Consider the following 10,639-nt stretch of genomic DNA (forward strand, 5'->3'; position numbering starts at 1 on the left):
CCCACCGCCCGCCCGTGTGTTGGCGCTGCGCGCCAAGCCTGAAGATCCCGGCGGCCGCCGTGTGTTCGCGCTGCGCGAGCCATCCGGCCCTCGCTCGCGCGGAGCGCGGCAGACCGGCGCGCCAGCGCCAAGCAATACGGGCGGGCGGGTGGCTCTTGAAGGTCCGGCGCGGAGCGCCAACAACACAAGGGCGGGTGGGTGGGCTCTTCAAAGCCGGCGCGCAGCGCCAAACACAAGGGCGGGCAGTGGGCTCTTCAAAGCCGGCGCGCAGCGCCAAACACAAGGGCGGGCCGGGCTCTTCAAGAGCCAGCGCGGAACGCGCGCCCAGCCAAGCGAATTGCATCGACTTACCCACCCCGCACGAACCGGCGAATTTGAGATGATCGAATCTCCATGAAGAAATGGGCCCCGCTGCTGTGGATTCCGATGCTCGCGCTGGCCGGCTGGGTGCTGGCCGACCGGCTCGAAGCCATCGATTTCCACGACGTACGCCAGCAGGTACTCGCGCAGCCGCCGACGACCATGCTGCTCGGCCTGCTCTTCAGCGCCGGCGTATATGCACTGGTGGGAATTTACGAAGGCATCGCCGTGCGTATGGCGAGCGGCCGAACGATGCCCCTGGTCGCATTTCGAACCGCCATCATCTCCAACCCGATCAGCCGGGCGATCGGACTCGCCCTGGTCAGTGGCGGCGCTCTGCGTTATCGAATGTATGCGGCCGTCGGCTTATCGGCGCGAGAGGTCGCGACCGTCGTGGTGCTGGCCGCCATGCCGTATTTCTTCAGCGTCGGCTGGCTGATCGATTTGTCACTTTTACTCAACGCCGAAACCGCCGCGCAGGCACTGCGAATTTCGACCGGCACGGTGCTGATCCTCGGCGTCATCGGTCTTGCGAAGGATATCGGTTGGCTGACCTTCGTCATCCGCCGCAAGACGCCACTGACGATGGGCGGGCAAACGCTGCCGGTGCCGACGCTGCGTGACACTTCGTTGCAGCTGGCGATCGGGCTGGTGCAGATCTCGCTGATGACGGGAATTCTTTATCTGTTCATGCCCGACGAGCTCAACATGAGCTGGCCGGCCTTCATCGCGATCTATTGCATCGCCTTCGTCGCCGGGCAGCTCAGCAATGTGCCGGCCGGGCTGGGCGTGCTGGAAGCGGCGTTGTTATTGATGTTGCCGCAGGTCCCGCCGGCGAAACTGCTCGGCGCTGTGCTGGCCTATCGGGCCGTGTTCGAAATCCTGCCGCTGCTGATCGCGTTGGGATTGTTGCTGATGTTCGAATCGACCAGCAGCAGCGGCGTTTTACGCCGCAGGCTGCTGCGCCGATAAGTTAGCTATTTTTCGCTCGGGCGATGCGCCCGAGCGGGGCTTAGAAACGCCCCATCGCTTCCTGCGCCCACGCCTTGCCATTGCCCGCCTCCGCAACGGGCACGCAGGCCTGGAACCCGCCGGGCACCGCGACGTATTGCAGGACTTCCGTGGCGCCGACTTTCGAACAGAAGAAGCCCAGCAGCGTCAGCTCGCGCGTCATGAGAATGAAGGGACGCTTCAAATCTTTCGGGCGCGGATCGTAAGAGAGCTCGGTCGCGATGGCGTCGTCGTTGAATTTCTTCACCTGCTCGGTCTGCTGAGACTTGCTCAGCTCGACGAACGGTTTGCCATGCGCCTTGCGAGCCGCATCGTCGAATTCCTTCAAGCCGGCCAGGTAACGATCGCGATCGGCCTGCTCGTAGACATCTTTGAGCATGGTGTCGATGAACCCGGGCACACCCACATCCTTCGCGCCGGGCGTCTTGGTGCGCGGGATGATGATGTCCGCGACCTCGGCCACGATCGCGCCTTGTTCCTTGCTGAAAAATACCGGCTGCCAAAGCGCCTCTTCCTGCTTCGGCGCGCAGCCGTTGAGCAAGCCAAGGACCGCGGGCGCCGAGAGCGCGCCGCCCATCAGATAGGCAGCCCGCTGCAACACCTGGCGACGATTCATGTTCATGTCATCGGCATTCATGAGTCACCTCAGATGTTCATGCGCTTCAGTTCTTCGACCGCGTGATTGCAGGCACGCGCGGTCAAAGCCATGTAGGTCAGCGACGGGTTCTGGCACGCCGCCGAGGTCATGCAAGAACCGTCCGTGACATAGACGTTCTTACAAGCGTGCACCTGATTGTGCGCATTGAGCACGGAAGTCTTGGGATCGCGTCCCATGCGCGCCGTGCCCATCTCATGGATGCCGAGGCCGATGCCCATCTCGCGATCGTAGCTACGCACGTTGCGATAACCCGCGGCTTCGAGCATTTCGGCCGCGTCGTTCGCCATGTCCTTGCGCATGGCCAGCTCGTTCTGCCGTAGCACGGCGTCGAAGGCGAGCACCGGCATGCCGTACTTGTCCTTCTTGGAATGATCCATGGTCACGCGATTCTCGTGATACGGCAGGATCTCGCCGAAGCCGCCGAGCCCCATGTACCAGGGACCGGGCTCCGCCGCGCGCTCCTTCAACTCTTCGCCGAGCTTGGTGTCGAGCATCAGCCCGGTCCAGCCACCGCGCGACGCGCCACCTTGATAGCCGAAGCCACGCAGGTAGTCGCGTTTGTCCTTGCCGACGTTGCGATATCGCGGAATGTAAATGCCGTTAGGACGGCGCCCGGTGTAGTACTTGTCATCGAAGCCGTCGACCATGGCGCGCGCGCCGATCTCGAGCTGATGATCCATGATGTTGCAGCCGAGCTCGCCGCTGTCGTTGCCGAAGCCGTTCGGGAAGCGCTTGGAGATCGAGTTCATCATGATGTACGTCGAGCCGAAGGTCGACGCATTCAGGAAGATCACTTTGGCGAAAAAATCGGTCGTCTGTCGGGTCTCCGCATCGAGCACGCGCACGCCGGTGGCGCGTTCCTTCTTCTCGTCGTAGATGATTTCGTAAACGATGGAGTTCGGCCGCAGCGTCATGTTGCCGGTCTTTTCGGCGGCCGGCAGCGTGCTCGACTGGCTGCTGAAATACGCACCGAACGGGCAGCCGCGAATACACATGTTTCGATACTGGCAGGTGCCACGCTGCGGGCTGTGCGCCAGCGGCGCCGTGAGATGGGCGACGCGGCCGATCGTGACCTGGCGGCCGAGCTTGTCGGTCACCTGCTGTTTGAAATGTTTCTCGACGCAGTTCATTTCCATCGGCGGCAGGAACTTGCCGTCGGGCAGCTGCGCGAAGCCCTCGTTCTGGCCGCTGACGCCGATGAACTGCTCGACGTGGTCGTACCAGGGGGCGAGATCGTCATAGCGGATCGGCCAGTCGACCGCGATTCCGTCCTTGGCGTTGGCCTCGAAGTCCATCGGGCTCCAGCGATAGCTCTGCCGGCCCCACATGATGGAGCGGCCGCCGACGTGATAGCCGCGGATCCAGTCGAAGCGCTGCTTCTCGGTGTATGGGAACTCGGTGTCGTCGACGAACCAGTGCTTGGTCGCCTGTGTGATCGCGTAGCCGCTACGGGCCGCGGTTTCGTGGCGCCTCAGTTCCTCGGCGGTCGCGCGCCCCGCATAGGGGAAGTCCCAGATATCGGTGGTCGCCGTGGGATAGTCCTGGACGTGCCGGACGTTGCGCCCGCGATCCAGCACCAGCGTCTTCAAACCCTTTTCGGTCAGCTCCTTGGCCGCCCAGCCGCCACTGATGCCGGTGCCGACGACAATGGCGTCGTAGGTGTTCTCGTTCATCCAACCCCCTCTCGCTGCCGCCTCGTGGCGGCGGATTCTATGGCTAGTTTCCGGAGTGTAACCGGTTGCATTCGCCGCGAGTATGCATCGCCGCATGGCCCGCTGGCGAGTGAATTGTCAGTCAATAGGTCGCGGCCTGGGCCGAGCCGCCCTGGCAGGCCGCTGCATCAACCAGTAAACCGGCACGCCGGCGGCGAACAGCGCCATGCTCCACCAGAATTCTTCGGCCCCGGCGCCGAACAGGGTCCACAGCGAATACGCCGAGGCCAGCATCGCTATTAGCAAGAACGGCGACAACTTCCGGCCCGCCTCGCCCAGCAGACCGTTCCAGCAAAGCTTGAGCGCGGCCACGGCACAACACAGGTACATCACCAGGTAGGTCGATGTCGCGATGAGAATGATGAAGGTGAACACCTGCACCATGGAGCGACTGTAGTTCATCAATACCAGCGTGGTGAGCAACAGGCCCGTGATCGCCAGCGACGCGCCGGGGGTGCCATGCCGCGACTCGCGAGCAAACACCTTGGGAAACACACCCTCGTTGGCCAGCACGCGCGGCATCTCCGCTTGCAGCAGAATCCAGCCGTTGAGCGCACCGAAGCCGCTGATGAAAGCGAACAGCGCCAGCGTGCTGGCAAGCCGATCGCCCCAGAACATGCGAATGACATCGGCGAGCGGCGCACTCGAATCGGCCAGCTGCGAGCCGGGCAGCAATAACACGACGATGGAGCACGTCAGGATATAGATCGCCGCGGTGCCGAGCGTGCCCCACAAAGTCGCGAGCGGCACATTGCGTTCAGGATTGTCCACGGCGCGAGCCGGAACGGTGGCCGACTCCAGCCCCAGAAACGCCCATAAAGTCAGGATCGCGGACGCATTGATCGCGGGCCAGGAGAATGGCGTGCGCTCAGCCTGGATGACCGAGGCGTCAGCCTTGATCAGCAACCAGAGGCCCAATGCGACGATCGCGATCAGCGGCAACAACTTCAGCACCGTCGTGACGATCTGCACGCCGCCGACCTCTCGGGCGCCACGCCAATTCACATAGGTCAGCACCCAAATGATCACGCACGACGCGAGCGCGGGCGCGCCGGTCGTGTGTTTGATCCACGGGATCAGCTCGGCGAGATAGGCAACCGTCGCAATGGCAATGGCAGCATTGCCGACCCATGCGCCGATCCAATAGCCCCAGGCCGTGAGAAATCCCACCTGATCGCCGAAGGCAACGCGCGCATAAACATACGGTCCGCCAGCCTTTGGAAACAACTTCGCCAGCCGGGCAAATACGACCGCCAATGCCACCGCGCCACCGGAAGTGATGAGCCAGCCGAAGATGCTGTTGAGGCCATACGGCGCCAGCGAGGCCGGTAATAAATAAACCCCCGAGCCGACCACGTTGCCGATCACCAGCGCCAGGCACATCCAGAAACCCATCCGACGCGGAGGCAACTGGGTGGCGCTCATGGTTCAGTCCAAGCGGATCTGACGGCCGGCTTTGATGACGCCGCGCACCTGGCGAAGTGTGTCGATGTCCTGCAATGGATCGCCCTCGACCGCAATCAGGTCAGCGAATTTGCCTGCGGCGATCGATCCGAGGTCTTGTTCCTTGGCGAGCAACTGCGCGGAGTTCAATGTCGCGGCTCGGATGGCATCCATCGGCGTCAGCCCGTAACGCACCATGTAAGTGAACTGACGCGCATTGTCGCCGTGTGGATAAACGCCGCTGTCGGTTCCGAACGCGATGCGGACTCCGGCATTGACGGCTTTCGCGAATCCGTCGCGTTGAGTCTGCGTCGTCTCATCGTTCTTGCGCAGAATCTCTTCGCTCCAACGATCGCGCTTGCCGATCTCGGCGATGTAGTCGCCGTTGTAGATGTCAGCGACCAACCAGGTGCCGTACTTCTTCATCAGCGCAATGCCTTCGTCGTCGAGATACGAAGCATGCTCGATGGAGCGGACGCCCGCGCGCACCGCTCGTTTGATTCCTTCGGCGCCGTGCGCATGAGCGGCAACGAAGACTCCGTACTGAGCGGCTTCGTCCACTGCCGCATGAATCTCCGCTTCGGAATATTCGGCGGCGCCGGGCGTCGTGCCGGCCGTGAGCACGGCGCCGGTCGCGATGATTTTGATGAACGTCGCGCCACCGCTGATCAGCTCACGCACGCGCTGCCGGATCTCGGACTCCGAGTTCGCAACACCCCGGCGCATTTCCGCCGGCACGACGACATCGGGCGCAAAGCCGGTCACCTCGCCTCCGCCGCCGTTAACAGTGATATACGCGCCCACAACAAACATCCGCGGCCCGTCGACGATGCCGCGATCGATGGCATTGCGAAGAGCTACATCGGTGAAGGCTCGATAACAGCCCACATCGCGCACTGTCGTGAATCCAGCTCGAATCGTTCGGCGCGCATTGTCGACGCCTTGCAAAGCCGCGTCGGCCGCTGACGTATACAGAGGGGCTGCGACCTCGGAGGAAGTGACGAAGTCCGCCAGGTGGGTGTGCATGTCCATGAGGCCCGGCAGCACGGTGTAGCTGGACCAGTCCAACCAGCGTCCATCCTTGTTCGCGTCGGGCGTGTAGCTGCTGACTGCGACGACTCGCTCACCCTCGACGCGGATCATTTGATCGCTGAGCACGCGACCGCGCTCCACATCGATCACTTTGCCGGCGCGAATCCACAGCTGTTCGGCGTGGCTGTTCCAACTCAGGACCAGGCTGAGAAGAACGACCCAGCGCGTCATAGCAACGCCGCGTACTGCGACAGCTCGCCGACAAAGTGCGCCCGGTGATCGGGCAAATCGGCGGTGAACTTGAATCCTGAAAACTCGAATCCCGGACTGACCGTACAGCCAACCAACGAATACTCGCCGAGGCTGCGCGCTGCTTGCCAGACACCGGAAGGAATGACTCCCACCGGCCGCGCTTCCGCCGTACCGGCATGAAGCAAGTGACGATTCAGCTGACGGGATTCCGGATCGTAAGCCAGCAACTCCAGCGGTGCGCCGCTATAGAAATGCCAGATCTCATCGGCATCGACGACGTGCCAACGGCTGAGCTGCCCCTGTTCGAGCAGGTAATAGATCGCGGTGGTCGCGCTTCGCGACTCCCTGCCACGCTGAACCCGATCGGTAGAACGATAGATTTCGCGATACCACCCGCCCTCAGGATGGGGAGCGAGCTGCAGCGCCTGAATCACGTCCGTTGCTGTCATGAGCGCAACATACTGCGCGATGCCATCAGCAGCAACATCGAGAACGCCGCGAGCACCGCGGCGGTAATGAATGTCGCCGCCGGACCGCTGGCCTCCCACATGATTCCGGCAATGATGCTGGCGAAGAGCAGCAGCAGGCCACGCATCAGATTGAATACACCGAACGCCGTGCCACGCAGATCAGCAGGCGCGGCGTCGGCGATCATCGCGGTGAACACGCCTTCGGTCAGCCCCATGTGCAGCCCCCAGAGCGCGACTCCTATCAATACGACCGTGGCATCCCTGGCGCCGGCGAGCATCAGATTGGCCAGCACCAGCACTGCCGCTCCCAATAGCAGAATGTGGTGGCGTGGCATTCGATCTGCCAGCACTCCAGCGGGATAGGCTGAACACATGTAGGCGACATTCATGACCACCAGCACCACTGGCGTCCAGGCGATCGTCAGGCCGATGTCGGCGCCGCGCAGGATCAGAAACGCTTCGGAGAACCGAGCGAGCGTGAAGAAGGTGGCGACGATGGCAATCGCCCAGAACGGTTTGGGCAAATCGCGAGGACGCAGATCCACGACGCGCTTTTGCATCGGCTGCAGATGCGGCGGTTCTTTGACCGCAAACCAAAGAATCGCGACCGAGATGAGCGCTGGAATGACGGCGATCCAGAAGACCGCGCGGACATTGTTCGCCAGTAACATCAACAGTGCGATTGCGAGCAGCGGCCCGATAAACGCGCCCACCGTGTCGAGCGACTGCCGCAATCCATAAGCGGCGCCCCGTTGCTCCGGCGTCGTGTAGTCGGCGACGAGCGCATCGCGCGGCGCGCCGCGAATGCCCTTTCCGATTCGATCTATACAGCGAGCCGCGAACACCGTGAGCGCACTGCCGGCGAGCGGAAACAGCGGCTTGGTAACCGCCGCCAGCCCGTAACCGAGCAGCGCCAGCGATTTGCGCTTGCCCCATCGATCCGACAGCGCGCCCGAAAACACTTTGACGATATTGGCGGTGGCTTCGGCGACGCCTTCGATCACGCCGAGCCAGATCGCGCCGGCGCCGAGCGTGCCGACCACGAAGACCGGCAGCAGCGCATGGATCATTTCCGAAGAAACATCCATGAACAGGCTGACCAGACCGAGCGCCCAGACGCCGGCAGGAAGAGGCGCGCGCTGCACGGTGGCTTTAGAGATTCCTGGCTTCGAAACGGGCGACGGGCGCTTGCTGGCTGTTCAGCAATTCCAGTTGCGAGCCTGCGATCCGCCAGCCGGCGGTGGCTTTCATTGCGTCCAGCAGTGCGGTCTCGGTCGGTATGTCCGGGCAGTACATCCGCGTCGTGACCAAATCGCCAAAGCTGAGCTGCGCGCCGCTCTGTTTGTAATTTGTCGAGAGGCGATTGCAGCCGGCGTGCCCGACGACGCTGCCATCGGCGGAGTTGAGCGCGATGTACGCTTCGCGGCCGCCTTCGCTGATCGTCACCGGCTTGTCGCCGAGCTGCACCAGCGCCCAGCGCGTGCCCGCCAGTTCGAACGTCACTTCGTCGCTACCCTTCGACGTGGGAGATCGAGGCTCATTGCTATTACATGCAGCCATCGCCAGCAGCGTGACCATGACTGCAGCGTACGTTGCTCGGGCCATAGGTCTGCCGCGCCTCGCTGGAGAATTCACAGCGACTGAAAATACAGTCTCGCGGGACCGGCGTCGAGGCCGGTCCTCCGCATGGCTCGGCTTAGCCGCGCCCGATGTACGGCATGGCGGTCGCCATCACGGTCATGAACTGCACGTTGGTCTCGAGCGGCAGGCCGGCCATGTAGGCTATGGCTTCTCCGACGTGGTCGACCGGCATGGTGGGCTCCGCCAGCAACGAACCGTTCGCTTGCACGACGCCGGTGGAGATCTTGTTCACCATCGAGGTCGCGGCGTTGCCGATGTCGATCTGCCCGCAGGCAATGTTGTATTTGCGGCCGTCCAGCGACAGCGACTTGGTCAGGCCCGTGATGGCGTGCTTGGTCGCCGTGTAGGGCGCCGAGTTCGGCCGCGGCACTTGCGCCGAGATCGAGCCATTGTTGATGATCCGGCCGCCTTGCGGCGTCTGATCTTTCATCACACGGTAGGCCGCTTGCGCCACCAGGAATGCGCCCGTCAGATTCACCGCAACGACGGCGTCCCACTGCTCGGGTGTGAGCTGTTCGAAAGGCACGGGTGGTGCGCTGGTGCCGGCGTTGTTGAACAACACATCGACGCGACCGAAAGTCGTCTTCGTCTTGTCGAAGAGCTGCGCAACTGAAGCGGGGTTGGTCACATCCGTCGGCACCGCGAGCGTCTCCGCGCCGCCGGCGAGCGATGCAGTCTCATTCAAGGTCTGCAGATTGCGACCTGCGAGCACGACCACAAAGTTCCTCTTCGCCAACGCCAGCGCGGCGTTTCGTCCTATACCCGTGCCAGCGCCGGTGACGACTGCAATTTTCTTCTGGTCCATGCGCGTGAGCTCACTTCAGATAGTCACTGATGTATTCGCGGATGATGCTATCGATGCTCTCATCCTGCGGAAACCCAAGCGCCGCCGCTCGACTCGCATGCATCTGCTCGGGCCAGGCCGATATTACCTTCATGACGAAAGGATCAGGCTGCTCGCTGATCGCCCCAAGCTTCCGATCGCGAGCGACTCGCCGCAAGCTCTCGATCATCTCGCCAACCGTAACGGTGCGCGTGCGCAGATTGACCGAGCGATCGGCACCCAGTTTGCTGCCATCGACTGCGTGTAACGCCAGCAAGCCTTCGATAACAGTGCGATAACCGGTTGCGGCCACCTTCGTCGAGAACGGCACCGGACACACATAGTCTTCACCGTTGAGCGGCTCACGCAGCACCCCGCTCGCGAAACCCGACGCCGCCCGATTCGGCGCACCCGGCCGCACGATCACGAATCCGAGCCGCGCACTGCGGCCATCGATGAAGCCCTTGCGGGTGTAGTCATTGACCAGCAGCTCGCCGATGGCTTTGGTCATTCCATAAGTGGTCTGTGGAATGTGACGGGTAGGATCATCCACCTCACGCAGCGCGCTGTCGCCACCGTAAACGGCCAGCGAACTGGTGAATACATATCTCGGCCGGGAACCGAGTGCCTTCAGTGCGTCGAGCACATAGCGATGCCCATCCAGATTGACGCGCATCGCCAGCTCGAAATCCTGTTCCCCACCGGCGCTCACGACCGAGGCGAGATGAAAGACGGCGATGTCCGGGCGATCGATCAACCTGGCCACGGTGGTCCGATCGGCGATGTCGCCCTCCAGCAGCTTGATGCGCTTATCGGTGACTTTGAGGTCGGGTGGGATTCGGCTGTCGAACAGCACCATTTCGCTCACGGCCTGGAGCTCGCCGGAAGGAGCGAATAAAGATCCTTGCTCGAGAATGCGAGCAGCAAGGCGCTGACCGAGAAATCCCGTGCCGCCGGTGATGACCACTTTCATGGATGCACTGCCTCGCCTGATCGCTACGACGTCGCTGTCGCATGAAGGGGGAGTGTAGTGAGGGTGGAAAGGGAATTCTTGCTAAAACCTTCCGCGCATCGCTAGGAGAAGAGGCGTCGGTTCTTGCACGCCGCCGAGGTGGGGGACCTCCTTCCGGCACCGGGCGCCGGCCGGAGCGCATTGCGCTCCTCGCCGCACGTCCATGGTGAGCCCTGCTGTTTCGGCCCCGTCCCTGTGCCGAAAAGCTGCCGGAAGGAGGTCCCC

Annotated in this window: 10 protein-coding genes; 1 reads left to right on the top strand and 9 read right to left on the bottom strand. The window is 62.7% G+C overall.

Going from position 1 to position 10,639, the window contains the following annotated elements; all coding sequences use genetic code 11:
- The first annotated feature begins 393 nt into the window (after nt 1-393).
- Nucleotides 394-1,332, top strand: a complete 939-nt coding sequence (locus GYH35_RS21020; RefSeq protein WP_161829422.1) for a lysylphosphatidylglycerol synthase transmembrane domain-containing protein — start codon at nt 394-396, stop codon at nt 1,330-1,332.
- Nucleotides 1,333-1,372: 40 nt separating this feature from the next.
- Here GYH35_RS21020 and GYH35_RS21025 read toward each other — a convergent pair whose 3' ends face one another.
- From GYH35_RS21025 to denD, 9 genes are all read right to left on the bottom strand, one after another.
- Complete coding sequence (locus tag GYH35_RS21025) at nt 1,373-2,008, bottom strand: gluconate 2-dehydrogenase subunit 3 family protein (protein WP_202624465.1); 636 nt, start codon at nt 2,006-2,008, stop codon at nt 1,373-1,375.
- A gap of 8 nt (nt 2,009-2,016) precedes the next feature.
- Entirely contained in the window at nt 2,017-3,702 is a 1,686-nt protein-coding gene (locus GYH35_RS21030) for a GMC oxidoreductase (protein WP_161810670.1), read from the bottom strand.
- A 117-nt stretch (nt 3,703-3,819) separates the two neighbouring features.
- The gene (locus GYH35_RS21035; protein WP_161829423.1) at nt 3,820-5,166 is read right to left on the bottom strand and encodes an amino acid permease; all 1,347 of its coding nucleotides are present in this window, start codon (nt 5,164-5,166) and stop codon (nt 3,820-3,822) included.
- 3 nt (nt 5,167-5,169) lie between these two features.
- Nucleotides 5,170-6,447: a Xaa-Pro dipeptidase gene (locus GYH35_RS21040; RefSeq protein WP_161829424.1), complete on the bottom strand. Its 1,278-nt coding sequence runs from the start codon at nt 6,445-6,447 to the stop codon at nt 5,170-5,172.
- On the bottom strand, nt 6,444-6,917 hold the full coding sequence (locus GYH35_RS21045) for a cupin domain-containing protein (RefSeq protein ID WP_161829425.1): 474 nt from the start codon (nt 6,915-6,917) through the stop codon (nt 6,444-6,446). The genes GYH35_RS21040 and GYH35_RS21045 overlap by 4 nt, the downstream gene beginning before the upstream one ends.
- Nucleotides 6,914-8,083 carry an MFS transporter gene (locus GYH35_RS21050; protein ID WP_235936831.1) on the bottom strand — a complete coding sequence of 390 codons (1,170 nt, stop codon included), beginning with the start codon at nt 8,081-8,083 and terminating at the stop codon, nt 6,914-6,916. The genes GYH35_RS21045 and GYH35_RS21050 overlap by 4 nt, the downstream gene beginning before the upstream one ends.
- A 7-nt stretch (nt 8,084-8,090) precedes the next feature.
- Nucleotides 8,091-8,543 (bottom strand): META domain-containing protein, encoded by a 453-nt coding sequence (locus GYH35_RS21055; RefSeq protein ID WP_161829426.1) that lies wholly within the window; start codon nt 8,541-8,543, stop codon nt 8,091-8,093.
- 91 nt (nt 8,544-8,634) lie between these two features.
- Entirely contained in the window at nt 8,635-9,384 is a 750-nt protein-coding gene (locus GYH35_RS21060; RefSeq protein ID WP_161829427.1) for an SDR family oxidoreductase, read from the bottom strand.
- 10 nt (nt 9,385-9,394) lie between these two features.
- Nucleotides 9,395-10,375, bottom strand: coding sequence for a D-erythronate dehydrogenase (gene denD, locus GYH35_RS21065; RefSeq protein ID WP_161829428.1), 981 nt, complete (start codon nt 10,373-10,375; stop codon nt 9,395-9,397).
- Nucleotides 10,376-10,639: the final 264 nt, after the last annotated feature.

It is taken from the genome of Steroidobacter agaridevorans (assembly GCF_009932555.1).
GTDB lineage: Bacteria > Pseudomonadota > Gammaproteobacteria > Steroidobacterales > Steroidobacteraceae > Steroidobacter > Steroidobacter agaridevorans.

Bases quoted from the DNA above. Each gene is read 5' to 3' on its own strand.
- GYH35_RS21020 (WP_161829422.1), top strand. From the start codon at position 394: ATGAAGAAATGGGCCCCGCTGCTGTGGATTCCGATGCTCGCGCTGGCC.
- GYH35_RS21025 (WP_202624465.1), bottom strand. From the start codon at position 2,008: ATGAATGCCGATGACATGAACATGAATCGTCGCCAGGTGTTGCAGCGG.
- GYH35_RS21030 (WP_161810670.1), bottom strand. From the start codon at position 3,702: ATGAACGAGAACACCTACGACGCCATTGTCGTCGGCACCGGCATCAGT.
- GYH35_RS21035 (WP_161829423.1), bottom strand. From the start codon at position 5,166: ATGAGCGCCACCCAGTTGCCTCCGCGTCGGATGGGTTTCTGGATGTGC.
- GYH35_RS21040 (WP_161829424.1), bottom strand. From the start codon at position 6,447: ATGACGCGCTGGGTCGTTCTTCTCAGCCTGGTCCTGAGTTGGAACAGC.
- GYH35_RS21045 (WP_161829425.1), bottom strand. From the start codon at position 6,917: ATGACAGCAACGGACGTGATTCAGGCGCTGCAGCTCGCTCCCCATCCT.
- GYH35_RS21055 (WP_161829426.1), bottom strand. From the start codon at position 8,543: ATGGCCCGAGCAACGTACGCTGCAGTCATGGTCACGCTGCTGGCGATG.
- GYH35_RS21060 (WP_161829427.1), bottom strand. From the start codon at position 9,384: ATGGACCAGAAGAAAATTGCAGTCGTCACCGGCGCTGGCACGGGTATA.
- denD (WP_161829428.1), bottom strand. From the start codon at position 10,375: ATGAAAGTGGTCATCACCGGCGGCACGGGATTTCTCGGTCAGCGCCTT.